General features: G+C 47.6%; 22 protein-coding genes. 17 read left to right on the top strand and 5 right to left on the bottom strand.

The features are described from left to right. The first annotated feature begins 1 nt into the window (after position 1). The gene (locus tag DFR28_RS07165) at positions 2-1,255 is read left to right on the top strand and encodes a lipoprotein-releasing ABC transporter permease subunit (RefSeq protein WP_113953655.1); all 1,254 of its coding nucleotides are present in this window, start codon (positions 2-4) and stop codon (positions 1,253-1,255) included. A 13-nt stretch (positions 1,256-1,268) separates the two neighbouring features. Further along, positions 1,269-1,952, top strand: coding sequence for a lipoprotein-releasing ABC transporter ATP-binding protein LolD (lolD, locus tag DFR28_RS07160; RefSeq protein WP_113954530.1), 684 nt, complete (start codon positions 1,269-1,271; stop codon positions 1,950-1,952). Between the two features lie 115 nt (positions 1,953-2,067). Here the strand turns inward: lolD and DFR28_RS07155 are convergent, their stop codons facing one another. Continuing rightward, on the bottom strand, positions 2,068-2,601 hold the full coding sequence (locus DFR28_RS07155) for a DUF2062 domain-containing protein (RefSeq protein WP_113953654.1): 534 nt from the start codon (positions 2,599-2,601) through the stop codon (positions 2,068-2,070). Positions 2,602-3,049: 448 nt separating this feature from the next. Here DFR28_RS07155 and DFR28_RS07150 point away from each other — a divergent pair, with 448 nt between their 5' ends. From DFR28_RS07150 to DFR28_RS07100, 11 genes are all read left to right on the top strand, one after another. Then, positions 3,050-5,449, top strand: a complete 2,400-nt coding sequence (locus DFR28_RS07150; protein WP_147250948.1) for a DNA internalization-related competence protein ComEC/Rec2 — start codon at positions 3,050-3,052, stop codon at positions 5,447-5,449. A 111-nt stretch (positions 5,450-5,560) separates the two neighbouring features. Then, the gene (locus DFR28_RS07145) at positions 5,561-6,160 is read left to right on the top strand and encodes a MotA/TolQ/ExbB proton channel family protein (protein ID WP_113953652.1); all 600 of its coding nucleotides are present in this window, start codon (positions 5,561-5,563) and stop codon (positions 6,158-6,160) included. Continuing rightward, the gene (locus DFR28_RS07140) at positions 6,160-6,594 is read left to right on the top strand and encodes an ExbD/TolR family protein (RefSeq protein WP_113953651.1); all 435 of its coding nucleotides are present in this window, start codon (positions 6,160-6,162) and stop codon (positions 6,592-6,594) included. Before DFR28_RS07145 ends, DFR28_RS07140 begins: the two co-directional genes overlap by 1 nt. 15 nt (positions 6,595-6,609) lie before the next feature. Continuing rightward, the gene (msbA, locus tag DFR28_RS07135) at positions 6,610-8,427 is read left to right on the top strand and encodes a lipid A export permease/ATP-binding protein MsbA (RefSeq protein WP_113953650.1); all 1,818 of its coding nucleotides are present in this window, start codon (positions 6,610-6,612) and stop codon (positions 8,425-8,427) included. A 65-nt stretch (positions 8,428-8,492) separates the two neighbouring features. Beyond that, entirely contained in the window at positions 8,493-9,431 is a 939-nt protein-coding gene (gene lpxK, locus DFR28_RS07130; protein WP_245941740.1) for a tetraacyldisaccharide 4'-kinase, read from the top strand. Between the two features lie 3 nt (positions 9,432-9,434). Beyond that, positions 9,435-9,605: a Trm112 family protein gene (locus tag DFR28_RS07125; RefSeq protein ID WP_113953648.1), complete on the top strand. Its 171-nt coding sequence runs from the start codon at positions 9,435-9,437 to the stop codon at positions 9,603-9,605. A 12-nt stretch (positions 9,606-9,617) separates the two neighbouring features. Further along, positions 9,618-10,349, top strand: a complete 732-nt coding sequence (gene kdsB, locus DFR28_RS07120) for a 3-deoxy-manno-octulosonate cytidylyltransferase (RefSeq protein ID WP_113953647.1) — start codon at positions 9,618-9,620, stop codon at positions 10,347-10,349. A gap of 89 nt (positions 10,350-10,438) precedes the next feature. Next, the gene (locus DFR28_RS07115) at positions 10,439-10,921 is read left to right on the top strand and encodes a low molecular weight protein-tyrosine-phosphatase (RefSeq protein ID WP_113953646.1); all 483 of its coding nucleotides are present in this window, start codon (positions 10,439-10,441) and stop codon (positions 10,919-10,921) included. Beyond that, positions 10,914-11,405: a L,D-transpeptidase gene (locus DFR28_RS07110; RefSeq protein WP_113953645.1), complete on the top strand. Its 492-nt coding sequence runs from the start codon at positions 10,914-10,916 to the stop codon at positions 11,403-11,405. The genes DFR28_RS07115 and DFR28_RS07110 overlap by 8 nt, the downstream gene beginning before the upstream one ends. Positions 11,406-11,410: 5 nt before the next feature. After that, positions 11,411-12,448, top strand: coding sequence for a beta-N-acetylhexosaminidase (gene nagZ / locus DFR28_RS07105; RefSeq protein ID WP_113953644.1), 1,038 nt, complete (start codon positions 11,411-11,413; stop codon positions 12,446-12,448). Between the two features lie 32 nt (positions 12,449-12,480). Continuing rightward, positions 12,481-13,194: a DUF1499 domain-containing protein gene (locus tag DFR28_RS07100; RefSeq protein WP_113953643.1), complete on the top strand. Its 714-nt coding sequence runs from the start codon at positions 12,481-12,483 to the stop codon at positions 13,192-13,194. 120 nt (positions 13,195-13,314) lie between these two features. Here the strand turns inward: DFR28_RS07100 and DFR28_RS07095 are convergent, their stop codons facing one another. The 4 genes from DFR28_RS07095 to DFR28_RS07080 all read right to left on the bottom strand — a co-directional run bounded on the left by DFR28_RS07095 (position 13,315) and on the right by DFR28_RS07080 (position 16,871). Further along, positions 13,315-13,710, bottom strand: a complete 396-nt coding sequence (locus DFR28_RS07095) for an outer membrane protein assembly factor BamE (RefSeq protein ID WP_170132006.1) — start codon at positions 13,708-13,710, stop codon at positions 13,315-13,317. Positions 13,711-13,790: 80 nt separating this feature from the next. Then, on the bottom strand, positions 13,791-14,258 hold the full coding sequence (locus tag DFR28_RS07090) for an N-acetyltransferase (protein ID WP_113953641.1): 468 nt from the start codon (positions 14,256-14,258) through the stop codon (positions 13,791-13,793). An 18-nt stretch (positions 14,259-14,276) separates the two neighbouring features. Then, positions 14,277-15,962 carry a DNA repair protein RecN gene (recN, locus tag DFR28_RS07085; RefSeq protein ID WP_113953640.1) on the bottom strand — a complete coding sequence of 562 codons (1,686 nt, stop codon included), beginning with the start codon at positions 15,960-15,962 and terminating at the stop codon, positions 14,277-14,279. A gap of 30 nt (positions 15,963-15,992) precedes the next feature. Next, positions 15,993-16,871 carry an NAD(+)/NADH kinase gene (locus DFR28_RS07080; protein WP_113953639.1) on the bottom strand — a complete coding sequence of 293 codons (879 nt, stop codon included), beginning with the start codon at positions 16,869-16,871 and terminating at the stop codon, positions 15,993-15,995. 259 nt (positions 16,872-17,130) lie between these two features. Here DFR28_RS07080 and hrcA point away from each other — a divergent pair, with 259 nt between their 5' ends. From hrcA to DFR28_RS07060, 4 genes are all read left to right on the top strand, one after another. Further along, complete coding sequence (gene hrcA, locus DFR28_RS07075) at positions 17,131-18,177, top strand: heat-inducible transcriptional repressor HrcA (protein ID WP_211316920.1); 1,047 nt, start codon at positions 17,131-17,133, stop codon at positions 18,175-18,177. A gap of 148 nt (positions 18,178-18,325) precedes the next feature. After that, positions 18,326-20,518 carry an FdhF/YdeP family oxidoreductase gene (locus DFR28_RS07070; protein WP_113953637.1) on the top strand — a complete coding sequence of 731 codons (2,193 nt, stop codon included), beginning with the start codon at positions 18,326-18,328 and terminating at the stop codon, positions 20,516-20,518. 22 nt (positions 20,519-20,540) lie between these two features. Then, positions 20,541-20,963: an MAPEG family protein gene (locus tag DFR28_RS07065; protein ID WP_113953636.1), complete on the top strand. Its 423-nt coding sequence runs from the start codon at positions 20,541-20,543 to the stop codon at positions 20,961-20,963. Positions 20,964-21,035: 72 nt separating this feature from the next. After that, positions 21,036-22,211: a saccharopine dehydrogenase family protein gene (locus DFR28_RS07060; RefSeq protein WP_113953635.1), complete on the top strand. Its 1,176-nt coding sequence runs from the start codon at positions 21,036-21,038 to the stop codon at positions 22,209-22,211. Positions 22,212-22,264 lie beyond the last annotated feature (53 nt).

The raw sequence follows: 22,264 nt of genomic DNA, 5'->3' as shown, positions 1-22,264 counted from the left end.
CATGGCCAAGACTAATATACCGCTAATGATTGGCGCGCGTTATTCGCGTGCCAAACGGCGCAATGGATTCATTTCATTTATTTCAGTGATTTCGATACTCGGCGTTGCGCTTGGTGTTTGGGTATTGATTTCCGTGATGTCAATAATGAATGGTTTTGGCAAGGAGTTGCGCGGTCGCGTCTTGGATGTCGCGCCCCACGTAACAGTGACCGGGCAAGGTGGTTGGTTGAGTGATTGGCAAGGCTTAACGCCTGCGCTTGATAAGGTGCAAGGTGTTAAAGGTTACGCACCTTATATTTACGCGCAGGGCTTAGTTACGTTGAATGGCTCAGTGACTGGTGCGCTGGTGAAAGGTGTTGTTCCTGAAGAAGAATCTAAGGTGTCGGCAATTGCTGAGCATATGCAAGAGGGTAGCTTTGCTGCGCTTAAATCCGGTAAATACGGTGTAGTGCTAGGTGAGGGTTTAGCTTACAAAATCGGTGCTAGTGTGGGCGATAAGGTTACTTTTATTTCCCCTCAAGGCCAATCGACTCCTGCTGGATTGATGCCTCGTCAACGACGCTTCGATGTAGTCGGCGTGTTTGGTGATTTTGGCCCTGACGAATTCGACAGTGCACTGGCGTATATTCATATGAACGACGCGGCTCGTTTATATAAGGCTAACAAGCAAGTGAGCGGTATTCGACTGACCTTGGATGATCCATATTTAGCTCGTGAAGCCTCGGTGTTACTTGCTACCGAACTCAATTATAAGTATCACGTCGACAATTGGACGACTCAGCATGAAAGCTTTTTTCGGGCGCTGAATGTCGAACGGCGGATGGTGTTTATCACCTTATTTATGATTATTATTATCGCCGCGTTCAATATTGTATCGACCTTAATCATGGTGGTTACTGAGAAGCGTGCAGATATTGCGATCTTGCGAACGTTGGGCCTGTCTCCTTCCAGAGTTATGGGCATTTTCTTTGTGCAAGGCGTTACTACCGGCGTAGTCGGAACCCTGATTGGTGCTGCTGCTGGTATCGCGACCTCGCTAAATTTAGCAGAGATCATAGTATTTATTGAGAGTCTGATCGGCTACGAATTGTTGCCATCGAGTGTCTATATGGTCACTGATTTTCCGGCTGAATTACGTTTCGCCGATGTGTCTTTAACGGTGATCGGGTCGATCATTATTAGTATGGTGGCGACCCTGCCGCCGGCATGGAAGGCGTCTCGTACGCAACCGGCAGAAGCACTTCGTTATGAATAGTGAGAGCGTGAGTATGAGCCATACAGCGATATTACATTGTCAGCAATTAGGTATGACTTATACCGAAGGGCCAAATGATGTCGAGGTGCTACGGTCGGTCAATTTGCATATTGAGCCAGGCGAGCGAATTGCTATCGTAGGGCAGTCAGGATCGGGCAAGAGCACGTTACTGCATTTGCTTGGTGGTCTGGACTTACCGACTACTGGGTCGGTGTGGGTTAACGGTCAGGAAATGTCAGGGCTGTCTGATAAGAAGCGTGGTTTAGTGCGTAATGAATTCCTAGGTTTTGTGTATCAATTTCACCATTTATTGCCAGAATTCACCGCGCTCGAAAATGTGGCTATGCCGTTGTTGATCCGCGGTACTGACACGGCGGTTGCCAAAGCAAAGGCTGCTAAAATATTAAATGAGATCGGATTGTCTCATCGCTTGGAGCATCGACCGGTTGAGCTTTCTGGTGGAGAACGTCAGCGTGCTGCTATTGCTCGTGCATTGGTAACTGAACCGGCGATCGTGCTGGCGGATGAGCCGACCGGAAATTTGGACGAGAAAACCGCGCAAGGCGTGTTCGATATGATGATGGAATTGAATTCGCGTATCGGAACAGCGCTGGTCATGGTTACCCATGATACGCGCTTAGCGAATAAAATGGATACAGTGCTACATCTAGAGCGCGGAACCCTAACATCGGCTTAGGGCAAGCTGGTTGGCTTAGTTATGCTAAATTGCTAAGTTACAACCGCTAGCCGTTGCTTTCGGCGGTATTTATAAGCACTTGTTCTGCATTCGGAATAATTCAGTATGCTATCAATTACTTGGCAGGTGTATCTGTTTTGCCGCGGGTTAGGCGAATTTGTTTGCGTCGCTTCCAGCGCTGTCGTACTTGAGATCGCCATGCGGCGCTTATAATAAAATGCACGCTTACGCTTATAACAATCCCCACAATCAAGCATCCTAGCCAGAGCGCAACATAGTGCCAACCCAGCTGAAATATGGTTATTTGATGTAGCGCCACCGGCTCAACACCAATAATCATTGCTCCAAGTAAATAGCAGGGCGTATAAAGCGGTATCCATGTTAGCGGGTTTGAAATCCAGATGCCGGCGACGGCAAACGGTAAGTTGCCGCGCATTAGCGCTGCGAGAAAAATGGCAGGAACCATTTCAAACGGCATCGGAAGGAAAGCGCAGAATAGACCAATCGCCACACCTTTGGCGGTGCTTTGTCGGTTGAAACTCCAAAGTTCTTGTTGTTTAAGTGAGTCGCCGAATATATGTAGATATCGGTATTGTTGGATATCTTTAACGGTAGGTAGATACTTTCGGAGATAGGTAAATATTTTCACAGCAGTGTGATGCTCAACAACATAGCGGGAACGGCCGTTGCATTATAGGCCTTTACGCGTCAGAGTGTTACTATACCTTAGTGTTATGTAATCGATGTGACCGAGTTTTTTGGTTCATGTTGCTGAAGTGGTGTTGGCATAGTGCTGACTATCGCTATTGGCAACAAAAGCTAGGTCTAGGAACGAGCACAATAACGGACGCTGAGGTACCCTGTAGTAAGCTCGTCGGAGAACACGCTGCGTCATTGGTTTTTGTGATGCTAGGTCGAAAGGCATTGTTATTGAATTAGTCTTGTAGATAGCGCTAAGGACTTGGCGATCTACACACTTAATGCAGTTCCCAAGGCGCGATTAATCATGCCTTGCGTCAGTTAGTTTTTAGATTTTCTGTTCGATATTTATTTTAGCGCCTATCTAACTAGGCCACATTCAAAGCAAAGGAGTTGTTTTGATCAGTTTCCAATATCTGCGTCGGCAGGCGCACAGCAATATGTTGTTATTTGCGCGCCAGTTTCGGCCGACGGCTTCTTTTCGCTTTAAACAGGGCGTGCTGAGTGCACCATGCTTCTTGGTGCTTTTCTTTCTGGGCGTGTCCACCACACTCGCTTTGCGTCAACTACCGCTACTCGATTGGCGATTTGTTGGGGTTTTGCTTCTTGTGCCGTTGTTGTTGAGTGTTCGGTTTTGGTTTATTCGACCATTGCTCAGCTTGTCGCTTGGATTCTTTTGGGCGGTCATGCATTTTTCAGATCATGGCGAAGCGATGTTGCCGCGAGAATATCAAAACGTCGATTTTGTAGTGATTGGCGAGGTCGTTGGTTTACCTCAGCAGCGTGGGGCTGATATCAAATTCGAGCTAAAGATTAATCGTATTGCGTCGAGTTTGCCGTTAAGCCAGTTAATCGGTCGTAAAATACAACTAAGTTGTTATCGCTGTCCGAAAACCATAAAAGCAGACCAGCGATGGCAATTCACGGTGCGTTTAAAACGACCGTATGGTTACGCAAGTTGGGGCGCTTTCGATTATCAAAAATACCAGTTTAGGCATCAATTGGTTGCGCGGGGGTATGTTCGAGAATCCTCCGAAGCTCAGCTTCTCGGCACTTTGGGGCGCTCGGTAAACGGTTGGCGAGAGCGGCTTAGAGAGCAGCTCGAGGCGCATATAGAACCCGGCGTTGGACGCAGTATGATTCTTGCCCTTGCGTTAGGCGACAAATCGAGCTTTTCAGCAACACAGCGTCAGACTCTTCAGACCTCAGGCGTTGCGCATTTGATGGCGATTTCAGGTCTGCATGTTGGCCTCGTATTTATGTTTACTAGTCAGCTCTTTGCATGGGTATTGTGGCCATTCGCGCGCGTGTTTATTCGAGTGCCTCGGCAGTCCTTGGTGATGTGGCCGGCGATGGCTGCTGCGATTATGTATTCGGCGTTGGCGGGGTTTGCGGTGTCTACTCAGCGAGCCCTCATAATGTTGTTGGTTTATGTTTTGTGTCGACTGTTAGTGCGACGTCTTAGTTTGACGCAGGTTCTGTTGCGGGCGATTGCAGTATTGATGTTGCTAGATCCTTTTTCAGTGCTCGATACAGGGTTTTGGTTGTCTTGCGGTGCTGTATGGGTAATTGCTATTTCGACGCAGCCTCATGCGAACGTGTCGCTAATTTGGTTGCAGCCTAAATTGTGGATCGGAATGATGCCGATAACGAGCCTGTTCTTCGGGCAAGTTTCCTTGGTGTCACCGATGGTGAACTTAGTGTTGGTGCCGGTTTTCTGTGTTGTATTGATTCCATTGACCTTGATCGCAATCTGTCTGCTTTCTATCGGTGCTGAATCGCTTGCGGCATGGTCCTTAGGTGTTCTGGCGATCGTGTATCAACAGATTTACCAGGGGTTGGAATGGGTTGCGAGTTTGGCTCTTGCGCGCGCCTTCACACCACCATTGGCTATTTGGCATTGGCTCCTAGTCGGCTTGTTGATCGGCGCGTCCTATTTAAGGTCATGGTGCGCACCATGGCTGGCCGCGGCATTAGTGCTTGCCATTATATTCAACCCGTCATTCGGCGAGTCTAATAAACTGCGAGTGGTATTACTTGATGTGGGGCAGGGTTTGGCGTTGGTGGTCGAGAGTGACGATCAAGTCTTAGTCTATGATGTCGGGCCAAAATACTCCTCGGGGTTTAGTACCGCTGATGCAGTTTTGTTGCCGTATTTACGATATCGAGGTATTACCGCAATCGATACGCTTATTATAAGTCATGCTGACATGGATCATATTGGTGGTCTAGGCGACCTGCTGGAAGCATTTCCGGTGCACCGTACCTATACTAGTCGACTGGACAAGGTTCCCGCGTCGCAACCCTGTGAGGCTGGTCATTCTTGGTCAATGGGCGCTACTCAGCTACGTTTTTTGAGTCCTGATGCTGGCACGCCCGTAGGCAGCAATAACCGTTCTTGTGTGTTGATGCTTGAACATGCCGGTGTGCGCGTGTTGCTGACTGGTGACATAGAGAAGCAGGTTGAACGTTACCTTTTCCGTAAACCTGATTCAGATCTATCGGCCGACATTATGTTGGTGCCGCATCAGGGCAGCAAAACTTCATCAACTCGCGAGTTTGTCGATGCTGTCGACCCCCAACTCGCCTTGGTCGCGGCCGGTTACTTGAATCACTATGGGCATCCACATGCCACGGTCTTAGAGCGGTACTACGAGCGACAAGTGTCGGTAATGTCTACAATCGAGAGTGGTTCAATATTGCTAGAAATTGATAATGACGATTGGCGAGTTAGCAGTTATCGCCAGTTGGCGCAACGATTCTGGCATTACCAAAAAGTATCCAATAGAGCCAGATAGTTTGGTAGACTTTCGGCACAAGAGTTCGAGCCTCCCCGCGCACCATGTGATGCTGGATGCTCGCCGACAATAATCATAAATCCAGCCTTTAAAATAGCGACGGGTAACCCAATGTTTGAATTGTTTAAAGCGGGCGGTCCGCTCATGTGGATCATTCTTATTTGCTCGCTGGTAGCGCTTACGATTGTATTTGAGCGCCTTCTGACGCTGCGTAAAAAGCAAGTTGCACCGGCCAGTCTACGTCAACAAGTTCTCGATTTAGTTCGAACCGGACGCGTAACAAAAGAAAAAATTGATGTAATACGTCAGCACTCTCCATTGGGCGCTGTCTTTGCTAGCGGCTTAGATAACTTACCGTATGGTGCAGACTCTATGCGCGAAGGCCTAGAAGAGGCGGGTAAGCAAGTAGTGCATCGATTGGGGCGCTACTTGAATACACTCGGTACGATTGCCTCGATAACGCCATTAATCGGCTTGCTCGGGACTGTAATCGGCATGATTAAAGTGTTTACGGCGATCACGGCCAGTGGCGTCGGTGACCCAACGGTTTTATCGGGAGGCATCTCCGAAGCATTGATTACCACTGCCGCTGGTTTATCTGTTGGTATTCCGTGCTTGATGTTCTACCGGCACTTTCGTGGCCGCATTAACGAATTAGCCGTTTTGCTTGAAGAAAACGCGCTGGCACTACTTGATACGCAGAAAGCATAATGAATTTCGGCTCAAATCAAGATCAAGATGAAACCAATATTGAGCTAACGCCACTGATTGATGTGGTGTTTTTGCTGCTGATATTTTTCATGATCTCAACAACGTTTACCAAAGAAACCTCACTGAAGATTAACCTTCCTCAGTCGTCCGGTGAGCAAACGGTGCAAGCACCAGCTAGCGTTGAAGTGCAAATTGGTGCGGAATCGGAGTACGCTATTGTGGTGGGCTCCGATGGCGCCTCACAACCATTGCTGAATTCAAATAGAGATACGCTCAAGCGAGCTCTGAGTGAATTTCAATCGCAACCTAACTTATTATTGATTATTCGCGCCGACCGTAAAGCGCCGCACGAATCTGTTATTAAGGTTATGGATGTGGCACAGGAGTTGGGATTAACTAATCTTACCTTCGCAACCAAGCAGTTCACCGAATAATGCTCGGCTGACACTATGATAGAAACCAATACATCGATAGCTACCGACAAGCGTGACGCCAGTGCGTTCGATGTTCGTGCTGTATTTTTACGGCTACTTCGTTACCTATTTAGGCACGGGCATTTGTTGGCGCTGGCCGTTGGGTTCATGGTGCTGACCGGCCTTATTGAGGCCTCGGTCGCGGCTTTTATTGAAAAAGTTTTGAAAAATGGCTTTTTAACTGGCGACCAATGGTTTGTTAAGTGGTCGGGTATTATGCTGATGGTCGTGGTGTTCGCTCGCGCGATTTTTGGGTTTATCGCCAACTATACAATGGCGAAAGTCGGCCGTTTGGTGATTTACGAAATTCGGCAAGATATTTTCTATAATTTATTACGATTGCCAACGCGTTACTTTGATCAAAATTCATCGGCTAAGAACGTCTCAAAGCTAATCTACGATGTAGAGACTACCGCTGTTGCAACCACTGACACCTTATCGATTTTATTCAAAGACTCGGTAGTCACCATTGGTTTAGTGAGCTGGCTGTTTTATAAAGATTGGCGATTGACGCTGATTTTCTTACTCACAATTCCGTTTCTTATTGGCATTATTCGTTACGCTAATAAGCGCTTTCGACGCACCAGTAAGGAAATTCAAGACTCGATGGGCGGCATCGCCGATACCGTGAAAGAGGCGTCTATTGGCCATAAAGTGATCAAAGTCTATGGTGGGCAAGAGCAGGAGTTTGAAAATTTCACCAATGCGAATCGATTTAATTTACAGCAGAACCTGAAACGCGCCAAAGTATCGGCTGGCATAGTGCCCTCGACTTTATTGTTGGTTGGGCCAATCTTGGCATTGATCCTGTATATTTTCTTAAATTATCTCAGAGAAGGTCCGGAGTCTGCCGCGGCGTTTGTGTCGTATATCATGGCCTGTTTAATGTTGATGAGTCCGTTAAAGCGACTCGCTAAGGTGAACGAAAAGATCCAGATTGGCGTCACGGCAGCTAATAGTGTGTTTAGTGTTATTGATGCCGAGCCAGAACAAAATACCGGCACGGTTGATTATTCAGAGACTCAAGGGCATTTACGGTTTGACGATGTTTCTTTTTGTTATGCGCAGGATGATGATCAGCCAGTTTTGCAGAACATCGATTTTGAAATAAAGCCAGGTGAGCGAGTTGCATTGGTCGGGCCGAGCGGTAGTGGCAAGTCGACCATTACGTCATTGATATTACGGTTTTATCGGCCTCAGTCTGGCGTGATTAGGTTGGACGGCCATGATTTGAATGATCTGGTATTGGGCGATCTACGTGATCAAGTCAGTCTTGTGAGTCAAGAAACCTCGCTATTCGACGACACTATTGGCCGAAATATTATGTACGGCATGCTCGATACCTATGATGAAGCTCGGTTGAATGCTGCAATAAAAGCCGCGCATGTCGATGAATTTTTGCATGAGTTGCCGCTTGGACTCGAAACCGTTGTTGGTGAACATGGCCTGCGGTTATCTGGTGGCCAACGTCAACGAATTGCAATTGCGCGCGCGATCTATAAAGATTCACCGATCCTTATTCTTGATGAGGCTACCTCAGCGTTGGATAATAAGTCAGAACGGTATGTTCAAGATGCGCTTGAAGCCTTAATGAAGGGGCGAACCTCTTTGGTGATCGCACATCGGTTATCCACGATAGAAAGCGCTGACAATATCGTGGTGTTGGATCATGGTCGGATTGTTGAGCAGGGACCGCATAAAAAGTTATTACGCCAAGGCGGTGTTTATGCCGATTTGCATCGCGCTCAGTCGAAAAACCCGGGCAAAAAAGGCTTCTTTTTCTGGAATCGCTAGCTCTGTCATAGCGTGTTATGAGCATCCGCAATAGTTTATTAAAGAGCTGGCATAAGCCTAATTATGTGACTGTTCTACTATGGCCGTTGTCCGTGCTCTACCGAGTACTTTTTGCCGCCAATCGATGCTTGTATCAATGTGGACTGAAGTCTGTGTACCGTGCGCCAGTGCCGGTGATTGTGGTGGGAAATGTGTCCGTTGGGGGCACGGGTAAGACGCCGCTGGTGATTTACTTGGTTGAACTATTGACTGCTCAGGGGTTTAAACCTGGGGTAATCAGCCGTGGTTACCACAGTCAAGCACATGCCGGACCCTTGCTGGTATCGCCACAGACTCCAGTTCAGCAAGCGGGCGATGAGCCGGCGTTGATTGTGCGTCGAACCGGCGTACCTTTATGCATCGATTCCAATCGTAAAGCCGCCATTGAGTGTTTACTGGATAACCACGACATTAATGTCGTTATTAGCGACGATGGTTTGCAGCACTTTGCTTTACAGCGCGATATTGAAATATGTTTGCTGGATCAGACATCGCCGATGCTAAATGAACATTTATTACCCGCTGGGCCTTTTCGGGAACCGCTCATGCGTGCGTCGTCTTGTGACATTGTGGTGCACCATGGTGGCAGTGAAGAGCAGGGGATTACGATGCAGCTCGAGGCGACGTCGCCATCGCCCCTTGTGACCGCCACTAGCGCAGAGGGAGCGGAGTTTAACGCGAGTCAGCCGTTTGTCGCGGTAGCCGGCATTGGCAACCCAGATCGCTTTTTTAATACTTGTCGAGAATATGGGTTTACGTTCGAATCCAAACCGTTTCCAGATCATCATCAGTTTTCCAAAAGTGACATTGATTTTGGTGATCGAATTGTTCTAATGACCGAAAAAGATGCGGTGAAATGCCAAGAATTTGCTGACGCACGACACTGGTATTTGCCAGTAAGTGCTAAACTATCAACAGGTTTCGATGAACAAGTAATCGCGTTATTAACCAAGGTAGTGAGCTAGATTATGGATCAAAAAATATTGGAAATTCTGTGTTGCCCGATCACCAAAGGGTCACTTGAATTTGACGCTGAAAAGAATGAGTTGATTTCTAAATCAGCGAAGTTGGCTTATCCAATCAGAGATGGCATTCTCATTCTGTTGGAAGATGAAGCACGTGAACTCGAAGTGGACTAGGGCGAAGCTTGTATGTCTTTTACTGTAGTAATTCCGGCCCGATACGCATCGACTCGATTGCCCGGCAAAGCGCTGGCCGATATCGGCGGTAAGCCAATGATTGAGCATGTCGTTGATCGTGCTAATGAGTCAGAGGCCACACGTGTCGTGGTAGCGACTGACGACGAGCGAATCGCTAATGCTCTTGAAGCGATTGACTGTGAAGTCTGCATGACTCGTGCAGATCATTTAAGTGGTAGCGACCGATTGGCGGAAGTGGTTCAGACTCTAGACTTTTCGGATCAAGACATTATTGTTAATGTTCAAGGTGATGAGCCGTTCGTGCCTAGTCAACTTATCAATCAAGTTGCTAATGCGTTGAGTCAATCCTCTACAGCGGCAATGGCTACGGCTGCAAAGCCATTAGTGGACGAGCAGGAAATCATAAACCCCAACGTGGTGAAAGTGGTATTTGCGCAAAACGGCGACGCGCTCTATTTTTCTAGAGCGCCGATTCCCTATGCGCGTAATGACAGGCAGGCTAGTGCTTGGCACCATATCGGCATTTACTCGTATCGGGCGGGTTTCTTGCGCAGTTACCACAATCTGTTACCCAGTAATATGGAGCTGACCGAGTCTTTAGAACAGTTGCGAGTATTAGACAACGGCTACAAAATTGTGGTCGAAACGGTCGATTATGAGACCGGCGTTGGCGTCGATACTCCAGAAGACTTAGAAAATGCTCGAAAGCTCTTTGCCCGTTAACTTGCGCACTTGAGCATGTAATAAGAGTCCGTTCATTCCGCCGTATAATTTTATTAACTACTTAATGCAGGCGCGCAGGTAAAGACAATATGGCTATGACTAAAATTTTGTTTGTGTGTATGGGGAACATCTGTCGATCGCCGACTGCCCACGGTGTAATGCAGGCGAAGGTGACGGAGCGAGGATTGGCAAAGCGTTTCCATATTGAATCAGCCGGAACTCATGCATATCATGTCGGCGAAAAATCCGACCCACGGTCTCGGCAGGCCGCTGCTCAACGAGGCGTTGATATGGAGTTTATCCGTGCCCAGAAAATCTCGATACTCGATTATGATGAATATGATTACATTCTGGCGATGGACCACGATAATCTAGAGTTGGTCAATTATTACGCACCACAAGGTCACCAGGCTGAAGTCGCATTATTTCTGTCGTATGCCAACCAAGCGGGGTTGATTGACGAGTTGGTCGTGCCAGACCCGTATTATGGTGGCGAGTCCGGTTTCGAGCAGGTGTTCGATTTAGTCGATAAAGGCTGTGATGCTTTACTAGAGCATATTCTCGATGCCTAAAAACATAGTGCACATTATCGTCGATACCAGCGAGCAAACCCTTGAGGGCTTCTGTGACGCCGGTAATGCTGTGTATCGAGCATCGATCTCGACCGCCAGTAATGGCGTGGGCCAAATGATGGGGAGTGAGTGCACACCGCTTGGTGAGCATCGAATTCGCGCTAAAATTGGTGCTGGACAACCGTTGAATTCGGTGTTCATAGCGCGCCGACCAACTGGTGAAATATGTTCTGACGCGTTGCTTAAGCGGTTCCCTACGCGTGACTGGATACTTACACGCATTCTGTGGTTATGTGGTAATCAATCAGGGTTTAATCGCGGCGGGTCAGTTGATACACAGCGGCGTTATATATACATACACGGCGCACCTGACACGCACTCAATGGGCGTGCCGAGTTCACATGGTTGCATCAAGATGCGAAATAACGATATTGTGCGACTCTTCGATCGAGTTGAGATCGGCACAAAGGTATCTATACAATAAATATTATGACTTATTCTGAACATCATTTACCGCTTGGCCCAGTGATGGTCGACGTGGCAGGATTAACGCTGGAGCAGCATGAACGTGACCGCTTGCTACATCCTAGCGTTGGGGCGGTGATATTATTTGCCAGAAACTACCAAAGTCGAGATCAAGTTAGGGCGTTGATCAAGGAGATTAAGGCGCTGCGTCATCCTGCCTTGTTGGTGTCGGTTGATCAAGAGGGCGGTCGGGTTCAACGCTTTCAAGACCAGTTTACCCGATTGCCAGCTGCCGATGAATTCGGCAAGTTATGGCAAGAGGATTGTCAGTCTGCGCCGGTAAAGGCATTTGAATCAGCGTTTACCATGGCAAGTGAACTTATCGATGTTGGCGTAGATTTTAGTTTTGCGCCGGTGTTTGATGTGACCTCTCAAGCCAGCGATGTGATTGGTGATCGGTGTTTTCATGCGGATCCAATGGTCGCCGCCGAGCTTTTAGGCGCCTACATTGATGGCATGCATGCGGCGGGTATGGTCGCTATTGCAAAGCATTTTCCTGGCCATGGCGGTGTTAGTGGCGACTCGCATCATTGTTTGCCCACGGACCCCAGAGCAATACAGGAAATAACAAAGCGTGATTTGGTCCCGTACCAGCAGCTTATTAATGAAATTGCCGGGGTTATGACTGCTCATGTTCTATTCAGTGCCTGCGATGACTCGATTCCGACTTATTCTGACTTTTGGTTGCAGACGGTATTGCGACAAGAGCTGGCGTTCGAAGGGGTTATCTTTAGCGATGACCTTACGATGCAAGGAGCAATTGATGCAGTGCCTGGTGGCGCTTCGCAAGATAAGTTTAGGGATGCGGTGGATGACCGCTCAATAGCCAGTAGTTCAATCGTGGAGAGCGCTCAACGCGCTATCTACGCTGGATGCGATATGGTCTTAGTCTGTAATCGCCCCGATTTGGCGGATGAATTGCTCGAAGGTTTAGAGTTTGAACCTAACGAGGCCTTATCTGCTAAACTCTCGCGGCTTAGCGCACGCGAATCGAACATTTAACTCACTACTGAAAGAACATAGAGGACTTCAATATGATCAAGCTGTTTAAACCAGTTGCAATATTAGCACTACTGGGCTTCCCGATCGCAGTGATTGGTTACCGGATGAGCCTTTATCCGTTTTCTGTGGCGGCGACGATTATTACCTACACGGTCGTCCTTTCCGTTGCGGTGTTTTTCCTATCAATGGTCATAACCTTTGTTAAGCGCCGATCGAATCCGGCAATGGCTAAAGCTGCACGAACTGCAGCGTACCTCGTTATGATTCCAATTATCGGGATGGGGTATTTAAAGTTAACCGCTGACAACGTGCCACCAATCCACAATATATCGACGGATGTTACTAATCCTCCAGCGTTTGATAAAATTGCCGGCATACGTTCAGAGCATCATAATCCACTTAACTACGACGCTGAAACCTTAGCAAGTGCCCAGGTATCAGCTTATCCCAATGTCAAGACCTTGTTGACTGACGTGCCGACGCAAGCGGCTTTTGACCGAGCGCTGTCGGTGGCAAAGTCATTGGGTTGGGAAATTGTTAATGTAAACGCCGAAGCTGGTGTAATCGAAGCCACGCAAACTACCATGTTATGGGGCTTTAAAGATGATGTGGTGATTAGAGTGGCGCAGCAAGGAGATAAAACCGCCATTGATCTGCGTTCAGTGTCGCGGATTGGTATAAGTGATTTAGGTGCAAATGCTAAGCGAATTGAAGCTTTTCTGGAAAAGTTTGTGGCGACAAACTAGGCTAATCAGTATTAGAAAAGCGGAGTGCATTGCGAGCTAAGCTGCGATGCAACTCCGTTCAATATGCCACTGTAACACAGTGGCTTATAAGATTTTTGGGCGGACAGGGGAAGGGGAGAGCTACTGCTTTCCCTTGATGATACCGAGACGGTTTAGCAGGCCTTTTTCTCGTTGGGTCGGTTTGGTTATTACCGTTCCGCCGTGCTGTTTGTCTTCGGTGCTTGGCTCGAGTAATTGAACGTTGGCTAAGTCGACATCACCTTCGAGTTTGACCAATTTGTTGCCATCAAATAGCGCCGTTATTAAACGTTGCGACGTTTGATTTTTAGCTTGGTGCCGTTTGGAATAGAAATAGTCCCAGCGCTGCTCATTAAACGGATCAATTACCATTGGCGTGCCAAGAATGAACAAGACTTCTTGTTTAGTCATTCCATAGCGAATTTCTCGCAAGTCACTATTATTGATTATATTCCCTTGCTGAATATCCGGTTGATACGGACGAATGCAGCCAGTCATAACAGTGGCGCATATAAGAAGGGTCAAGCACGGTTTTGTTTTCGCTAATTTTGTCATCATGGTTTTATTGTGCGCTGTCATCACAGCTCCATCAGGACGGCTATTTCGTCGCAATTCTTGAATTTGTAGCAGTTTACACAAATTCCCCAAATTTTCTCGGGAAATATCTCTTTATTAACCGTTTTGAAACCTAATTTGTGAAAAAAGATCGGTACGTAGGTCAACGCCATTAGTCGTTTGACCTGTCTGGCTTGAGCCATTTCAATTAAATGTTGCACAATCTCGCGGCCTAGGCCACTCCCTTTGATGTCGGTCCTAACCATCAGGCTGCGTATCTCGGCGAGTTCGTCGGTGAAATTTTCAAGTGATCCGCAGGCGATGATATCTCCCTGCTGTTCAATAACTCGGAAGTGTTCTAAGTTTTTTAGAATGTCATCGCGGGTACGGGGTAGCAGGTCGCCCATTGAGGCGTAGTGATTTAGCAATTTTTGGATTGCTTGGACATCGACGTGCGTTGCAGGTCGAACCTGCGCAGAATTATGAGGCATCTTAAAGGGTTGTACTCTTTAGTTGGCGGCTGCCAACATTTCTTGGGCATGCGCTCGAGTTCTTTCGGTAATTACTTCGCCGCCGAGCATGCGAGCTATTTCAGTGGTTCGGCCGTCAGCATCTAGTTTGACCAAGTTCGAGTAAGTTTCTGAGTCGGTTGTTACTTTGTCAATAAATATATGTTGCTGGCCCTGCGAAGCAACTTGCGGTAAATGCGTTATGCAGATTACCTGTGCGTGTTTTCCAAGGTCGCGAAGGCGTGAGCCGACAATTTGTGCGACGCGACCACCGACACCAACATCAACTTCGTCGAAAATCATGGTCGGTGTATCGAGTTTTTGACTTGTAATTACTTGAATCGCAAGACTGATTCGTGACAGTTCACCGCCTGAGGCTGTTTTATTTAGTGATTTTAGTGGCATCCCATGGTTGGTGCTGACCATAAACTCAATATGGTCAATCCCGTGGTCAGTGACCACAATGTCGTCACTTATTTGTGGCTCTACTACAATTGCTAGTTCGCCGCCACGCATACCTAAGTCCTGCATCTGGCGAGTGATCTCTTCAGATAGTTGCTCCGCTACTAATTGCCGTTTCTCAGAAATTGCTTGGGCAATTTTGAAGTAGCTAGCTTTTGCTTCTTTAATCTTCCGTTGTAGTTTCTCTGGTTGCGAACTGCTGTCTTTCAGTTCTTCTAGCTCTACATGCAAAGCCTGATGGCGACCGGGTAATTCGCTCTCTCGGCAGCGGTGTTTGCGCGCCAAATTGATAATCGTGTCTCGACGTTGCTCAATTTCGCGTAAGCGCTCGGGGTCCTGATCTATTTTACTCCGCACCGCGTTCAACAATGACTGTGCTTCTTCAATTTGCACTAGAGCGGTGTTAAGGAGGTCGTTAACAGGAGTAATGCTTGGGTCGAATTCCTGTAAATCGCTAAGTGAGTGAATTTGACGACCCAGTTCCGACGTCAAGTTAGACGATTCGTTCTCAAACAATGAGTCGATGGCCAGTTCAATACCGTCGATTAACTCTTGCGAATTATTCAGTCGAGTATATTCAATCTCGAGCTCTTCGAATTCGCCTTCAACCACGTTAGCTTCATCGAGCTCACTAACTTGGAATTCAATTAATTCAATGCGATCGGCATTGTCACTGCGTACTTGAGTGGTTGAACCAAGTTCTTTTTCTAAGCGTCGAATTTTCGAAGCTAGTTTGGCCATGACTTTGATGGCGTCGCCGTGACCTGAAAATTGGTCTAATACGCGCCGTTGATCGGCACTTCGAGATAAGGCTTGATGCTCGTGTTGGCCATGCAGGTCAACTAACAAGTAACCTAATTCGCGCAGACTAGCTAAGGTAGTGGGCTGGTCATTTATGTAGCATTTGGTCGGCTTACTCTTGCGCAGAACTCGACGAATCAAGCATAGGCCTTCATCATCACCGGACAGGTCGTGCTCAGAAAGCCATTCTTGTACTTCTGTTAAGCCCTTAATTTCAAAAATAGCGGTGATTTCACACTGCTCTTCGCCGTGACGAATCATCTCGTTTTCGGCCCTTGACCCAAGTAACAAATCTAAGGCATCGAGCAGAATTGATTTGCCGGCGCCGGTTTCGCCAGTAACGACAGTTAAGCCATCATCGATCTCTATTTCAAGATGCTTGATGATTGCAAAGTTTCGGATAGTAAGTTCGCGTAGAGCCATTTTCGCAGTATAGCAATTATTTTGAAAAAACTAGCGTGTTTCTTGTGTTCGTCCCCAACCTAATTTTGCTCGTAACATAGCGAAATAGTTATAGTTTTTCGTATGTAGTAACTTTACTACGTGCTTGGATCGAGCAATTTTAACCGTTTCATCGCCAATTAAGCTGTAACCGATCAAACCATCGGACGAAACATGCGCACTATTTTTAGTTCGGTTTTGAATTGTAAATGCTAAATCACTGTTCGCGGGTAGGGTAATTGGGCGATTTGACAAGGTGTGCGGAGACACTGGCACTACGGAAATTACGTCAGTGCCTGGATGCATAATGGCGCCTCCGGCAGATAAAGCATAGGCAGTCGAGCCCGTTGGCGTGGAAATGATTACCCCATCTGAACGCGCGGCGGTGACGAATTGATCATTGACTTGGACTTCCCAACTGATGAGCTTTTCTAGGGCATGGCGGCCGATAACAATATCGTTTAATGCGGTTTGTTGATAAAGCACTTCAGTGCCACGGTAAACAGTGACATCCAGCATCATGCGGTCTTCCTCGGTAAACTCACCGTTTAAGATCATGTCTATCTCTTCGAGCATATCGGCCAGAGGAATATCAGTCAGAAACCCTAGTCGACCGCGGTTAATGCCGATGACTGGGATTTCGGCTTCCGCCATTCGACGTGCCACATGCAGCATAGTGCCGTCGCCACCGATAACCACGGCTAGATCTATATCTAGGTGTACGGCGTCATGCAATAATTCTTGCGGTAGGTCGCGAATAATTTCCGCCGCAGTCGTATGACCTAGTTTGACACGTAATCCTTTTTTTTCGAGGTGCTGAGTGAGCGCTTTAACGGGCTCTTCAACACTGGCATCTTGATATTTTCCGAATACGCCGATAGTTTTAAACATGCAATAATTGAATTATGATTGACCGCGGTCCATTGTCGCCAATTTACCTTCAGCTTGTCCAGCGACGACGCCGGATTGCTGGCATATGTCGAGCATTCAGTGATTCGACTAGTAAAACCAGCGGTACTAGATTGCTAAACCTGACTTGCAATTAAATGTTGATATTTTTTGATACTAATCCGGAATGCTTAAATACATTCAGTGTATGGTTACGTTGAATGAAAATTAACACCACAGAATAGCCCTGTTAGAAAATTTCATGAGTCTAGATCCACGTGCGGAAAATGTATTAAAGAACTTGGTTGAAACCTATATTCAACAAGGTCAACCAGTTGGCTCTCGTACGCTCTCAAAACTCCCTCAGCTAGGCGTAAGCTCTGCTACGGTTCGCAATGTCATGTCGGACCTCGAAGAGTTGGGCTTGATTACCTCTCCGCACACATCCGCTGGGCGCATTCCTACTGCACAGGGATATAGGTTGTTTGTCGATAGTATGATCAAGGCGTCGCCATTCACGCAGTCCGCGATTAAGCAATTAACCGAGCGATTTGATAATGAGTCAGACCCAGATGCTTTGTTGTCGCATGCGTCTGATGTGCTGTCGGAGCTCAGTCATTTTGCCGGTGTTGTGGTGTTACCTAATCACGCAGCAGCGCGCTTTCACCAAATAGAATTCATGCGCTTAAGCGAAGCGCGTGTGTTGGCTATTTTAGTCACTGAGGATGGACGCGTGCAAAATCGTGTTTTGCCCAGTTCAGAGTCCTTCAGCGATGCCGAGCTGGTAGAGGCAGCGAATTTCTTCAACAGTCGCTATAAAGGCAATACGCTCAATGATGTACGGCGATTATTGATCGAAGATATGCATAAAGACAACGATCGAATGCATACGATTAATCGCACTGCAATGCAGGCTGCAAGTCGCGTAATATCTGAGGAAGAGTCAGATAAAAACAAAAAAGACGTAGTGTTAAGCGGTGAGCAAAAGTTGCTAGATGTTCCCGATTTGTGCCAAATAGAAACTTTGCAGCGCTTGTTTGATGCGTTTAAAACAAAACGCGACTTATTAGATTTGCTAGATCGTAGTTTAAAGGCGGAAGGGGTTAGCGTGTTTATCGGGGAGGAGTCGGGGTATCTCGCCTTAGGGGAGTGCAGCGTAATTGCTAGTCCGTACCAAGTCGATGGCAAGGTGCTCGGCACATTAGGCGTGGTGGGACCAACCCGTATGGCCTACTCGGAAGTTATCTCGGTGGTGGATATTACCGCAAAATTACTAAGCCAAGCGTTAACTAAGTCGTCACGCGCTTAAACTTAAATGAGCCCTCAGCTTATAATGAGCCCTCAGCTTAAATGAGCCCTCAGCTTACAATGAGCCCTCAGCTTACTAAGGGTAAAAAGTCCTCAGCACATCAAAAGCCCAACCTTCGACGACCACCTTAACTCTCCGGTAATCGACAATGAATAGACTTGGAAAACAAACCGTTGGTGGCGGTGTCAAAAAGATTATCTACGCGTTGCGAACGATGCAACGCATAGGCTTGCTCGATTCCAATAAAGCGCTGCGCTCAAACAATGCTTGTAAAGCGTGTGGACTCGGAATGGGCGGGCAGGCTGGGGGCATGACCAATGAGCAAGGTGATTTCCCTTCGGTCTGCAATAAGAGTATTCAAGCTCAGTCTACTGATATCCAACCGCCAATCCCTGAAGCCCTATTTGATTTCACGCTCGAGGATTTTCGCGCACTTACGCCGCATGAGTTAGAGCATTTGGGGCGTCTAGGTTCGCCGATATATAAGTCCGCTAAAGAGCAGTGTTATCGACCGGTTGAATGGGAGTGGGCTATGCAACATATTGTTCAGCGCTTCAGATCATTGCAACCGGAGAGAACCTTCTTTTATAGCTCAGGTCGATCCTCGAATGAGGCGGGCTTTGTTTTTCAATTGTTAGCCAGAGCATTTGGTACCAATAACGTCAATAACTGCTCTTACTATTGTCATCAAGCAACCAGTGTTGGGCTGTCATCGACACTAGGAACTGGTACGGCAACGGTCGAGTTAGCCGACTTAGATTTAGCCGATTGCATCTTTGTTATCGGCGCGAACCCGGCGTCAAATCATCCGAGATTTATTCATAAACTCAAGGCGTGCCGTGATCGAGGTGGGCAGGTCATTGTAATTAACCCAGCACGGGAGCCTGGTTTGGTTAAGTTTGCGCTGCCTAAAAGCGCTAAATCTTTGTTAATCGGTGGCTCGGAGATCGCCAGCCATTACTTGCAACCGCGTATCGGTAGCGACACTGACTTACTTAACGGTATCGCTAAGGCCGTGTTCGAGAACCAGCAGTCGGATCAGGCGTTTATTGAAAGCCACACTAACGATTTTGCACACTATGAACAACAGCTAGGCTCGCTTAGTTGGTCGAGTATCGAGGCATCCACGGGATTGTCAGAAACTCAAATTCGCTCGGTAGCGTCAGCCTACGGCTCGTCAAAAAGTGCTATTTTTGCTTGGGGAATGGGCGTAACCCACCATTTGCATGGGGTCGAAACGGTTGAAGCCATTGCTAGTTTGTGTTTGTTGCGAGGTATGGTGGGGCGGCCTGGTGCCGGATTGTTGCCGCTGCGTGGGCATAGTAATGTGCAAGGTATGGGTACTATCGGGGTAAAGCCAAAGCTCGATGATACGGTTTTGGCAGCGTTAGAATCCAAGCTCGGAATTCGCCTGCCGAGTCAGTCGCAATCTCCTGGGATGGACACTTTGGCGTGTCTTGAAGCCGCTGATAACAACGAAATGGATGCAGCGATCTTGCTCGGCGGTAATTTATTGTCGGCGACCCCCAACGCGACTTGGGCTCGAAGTGCGCTTAGCAAGGTTGATTTTAAGGTTTGCCTAACCACAACCCTCAATGCTTCCCATGTCGACGGCTGCGACGGGGCAGAGATGCTGATATTGCCGGTGGCAGCACGTGATGAGGAGCCGGAACCGACCACTCAAGAATCGATGTTTAATTACATTCGATTAAGCGACGGCGGCATACAACGTATCGCGTCGGCACGCTCTGAAACAGCTATTTTGGCGGAACTGGCGGATGGAATTGTTGATGAGGTTGACTTTAGCTCATTGCAAAGCCATCAAGCGGTCAGAGAGCTGATTGCCGAGACTATTCCTGGACTGAGTGAGCTTTCCGGTATTCACCAAAGCAAACGCGAATTCCATGTCGCTAATCGCTTAAAACATGTCCCGCAATTCAATACCGCAGATGGGTTGGCGCGATTTGTATATTCCGCAACGCCGTCGGTGGCAGCGCTAAGGCCGTTTACTCTGATGAGTGTGAGAAGTGAAGGGCAGTTCAATTCCATCATATACGAAGAGCAAGACAGCTATCGCGGAACTAAGGACAGATGGACAGTGTTACTTAATCCAAAAGACATCGACCACTTGGGTTTAGTCGAGGGCGATAAAGTAGACATCACCTCGGACGCTGGTGAAATGCGATCAGTCAGCGTTTATCCATTCGATTTACCACGTGGCAATGCGATGGCCTATTACCCAGAGGCAAATGTTCTTATTGGTTTGAGCCGTGATTCGCGTAGTCAGACTCCTGCATTTAAGTCAGTTGCCGTCAGCATTAAGCAGACCACTCAAAAGTAACCCCAGCCACGGAAATTAAATCATGAAAACTATGCTTATTTATTGGCCGATTTTAGCGGTGTTGCTGATTCCAATTTGGGTATTATTACTCAACGCATTGCGCAAAAAAGCTGCTCGGCAGTCTGGCGAACAGCATGCTGATAGCGCTATTAATAACAAAGGCTGGCCGCTGCCGGTTGTGCTGACTTCTAATGCTTTAGAAAATCAGTTCCAGTTTCCGATTGTATTCTACGTGTTGTGTTTGATTTTAGCCCAACTCGGTTCGGTGAGCATTTTTGCCTTGATCGTGGCTTGGTTTTTTGCGCTCGCTCGCTGGGGGCATGCGCTGGTTCACGTCACATCCAATACGATCACCTACCGCCTAAGCTTATTCGGTTTAAGTTGCATCGCATTGCTGGTGTTGTTCGCTCATGTCGTTATGGTGCTGCTCGCGCATAGTGCATAGTGACCTAAGCCTCACTGCGCTTCGCGTAGACTTCACTTTCAATAAAAACAAAACATTAAATCTGAAGAAAATATGTCTGAGAAAAAATTTGATATTGTGGTGTATGGCGCCACTGGTTTCACTGGACGATTAGTCGCTGAATATTTACAGCAACGCTACGGTAACGGCGATGAAATACGTTGGGCTATGGCAGGTCGTAGTCAAGACAAACTCGTATCGGTCAGAAATGAGATGGGGTTGCCGGAAGATACCCCGTTAGTTGTTGCTGACACGTCAGATGATGTTTCTTTGCAAGCCATGGTGAATAGCACCGAATTGGTTCTAACAACTGTCGGACCTTATCAGTTGTATGGCTCAAAACTCGTGGCCGTTTGTGCCGCGTCGGGCACCGATTACGTGGATCTTTGCGGTGAGTCTGTGTGGATGAGGCATATGATTGACGCACACCAAGAGACTGCGCAAAAAACTGGAGCAAGAATTGTATTCTCATGCGGTTTTGACTCGATCCCGTCTGATCTTGGCATATTTCGTCTACAAAACCTTGCTAAACAGAAAACTGGTCAAGTGTGCCAACACATTAGCGGTCGAGTACGTGGCTTGAAAGGCACGTTCTCTGGCGGCACCGCAGCAAGTCTGCAAGCATCGTTAAAGGCCGCCAAGACCGATCCGGAAAATTTAAAGCTCGCCGTAAATCCCTACGCGTTAGTACCTGGATTTGTCGGTGTTGAGCAGCCTAATGGTGACCGAGTTATTTATTCGGAAGAGCTTAAAAGTTGGGTTGCACCGTTTGTAATGGCGGCAATCAATACGCGCAATGTCCATCGCAGTAATGCTTTGTTGGGTCATGCGTATGGAGCTGACTTTACCTATGATGAAATGTTGCTAACTGGCGATGGCGAAAAAGGTGAAGCGATAGCAAACCACGTAGCCAACGATCGCAGTTTGGCGGGGCCAGATGCACCGAAGCCTGGCGAAGGCCCGAGTAAGGCTGAACGCGAAGCTGGATTCTACGATATTGCGTATATTGGAGAGTTGCCCGATGGCAACAAAATGACATTGGCGGTAACCGGTGATCGCGATCCTGGATATGGGTCGACCTGTAAGATGATTGCCGAAAGCGCTATTTGCTTAGTCAAAGATGCTCGTGACACGGCGGGCGGCTTATGGACCACGGCACCGGCGATGGGCGATAAGCTGATTACGCGTCTCGAGGCCAATGCCGGACTAACTTTTAAACTCGAAAGTTAGTCTCCAATTTTGAACGGGCAAGGGAATGCCTGTTATCAATTTTAAAAATAGCA

Source organism: Arenicella xantha (assembly GCF_003315245.1).
Taxonomy (GTDB): domain Bacteria; phylum Pseudomonadota; class Gammaproteobacteria; order Arenicellales; family Arenicellaceae; genus Arenicella; species Arenicella xantha.
The sequence above is the reverse complement of the archived record's forward strand: the minus strand, read 5'-3'. Positions and strand labels throughout refer to the sequence as shown.

Excerpts from the sequence above, each read along its gene's own strand:
- DFR28_RS07125 (WP_113953648.1), top strand. The coding sequence starts at position 9,435 with ATGGATCAAAAAATATTGGAAATTCTGTGTTGCCCGATCACCAAAGGG.
- lolD (WP_113954530.1), top strand. The coding sequence starts at position 1,269 with ATGAGCCATACAGCGATATTACATTGTCAGCAATTAGGTATGACTTAT.
- DFR28_RS07090 (WP_113953641.1), bottom strand. The coding sequence starts at position 14,258 with ATGCCTCATAATTCTGCGCAGGTTCGACCTGCAACGCACGTCGATGTC.
- DFR28_RS07065 (WP_113953636.1), top strand. The coding sequence starts at position 20,541 with ATGAAAACTATGCTTATTTATTGGCCGATTTTAGCGGTGTTGCTGATT.
- DFR28_RS07145 (WP_113953652.1), top strand. The coding sequence starts at position 5,561 with ATGTTTGAATTGTTTAAAGCGGGCGGTCCGCTCATGTGGATCATTCTT.
- DFR28_RS07165 (WP_113953655.1), top strand. The coding sequence starts at position 2 with ATGGCCAAGACTAATATACCGCTAATGATTGGCGCGCGTTATTCGCGT.
- msbA (WP_113953650.1), top strand. The coding sequence starts at position 6,610 with ATGATAGAAACCAATACATCGATAGCTACCGACAAGCGTGACGCCAGT.
- DFR28_RS07060 (WP_113953635.1), top strand. The coding sequence starts at position 21,036 with ATGTCTGAGAAAAAATTTGATATTGTGGTGTATGGCGCCACTGGTTTC.
- DFR28_RS07100 (WP_113953643.1), top strand. The coding sequence starts at position 12,481 with ATGATCAAGCTGTTTAAACCAGTTGCAATATTAGCACTACTGGGCTTC.
- hrcA (WP_211316920.1), top strand. The coding sequence starts at position 17,131 with ATGAGTCTAGATCCACGTGCGGAAAATGTATTAAAGAACTTGGTTGAA.
- DFR28_RS07095 (WP_170132006.1), bottom strand. The coding sequence starts at position 13,710 with ATGACTGGCTGCATTCGTCCGTATCAACCGGATATTCAGCAAGGGAAT.
- DFR28_RS07110 (WP_113953645.1), top strand. The coding sequence starts at position 10,914 with ATGCCTAAAAACATAGTGCACATTATCGTCGATACCAGCGAGCAAACC.
- DFR28_RS07140 (WP_113953651.1), top strand. The coding sequence starts at position 6,160 with ATGAATTTCGGCTCAAATCAAGATCAAGATGAAACCAATATTGAGCTA.
- DFR28_RS07070 (WP_113953637.1), top strand. The coding sequence starts at position 18,326 with ATGAATAGACTTGGAAAACAAACCGTTGGTGGCGGTGTCAAAAAGATT.
- nagZ (WP_113953644.1), top strand. The coding sequence starts at position 11,411 with ATGACTTATTCTGAACATCATTTACCGCTTGGCCCAGTGATGGTCGAC.
- kdsB (WP_113953647.1), top strand. The coding sequence starts at position 9,618 with ATGTCTTTTACTGTAGTAATTCCGGCCCGATACGCATCGACTCGATTG.
- DFR28_RS07080 (WP_113953639.1), bottom strand. The coding sequence starts at position 16,871 with ATGTTTAAAACTATCGGCGTATTCGGAAAATATCAAGATGCCAGTGTT.
- recN (WP_113953640.1), bottom strand. The coding sequence starts at position 15,962 with ATGGCTCTACGCGAACTTACTATCCGAAACTTTGCAATCATCAAGCAT.
- DFR28_RS07115 (WP_113953646.1), top strand. The coding sequence starts at position 10,439 with ATGGCTATGACTAAAATTTTGTTTGTGTGTATGGGGAACATCTGTCGA.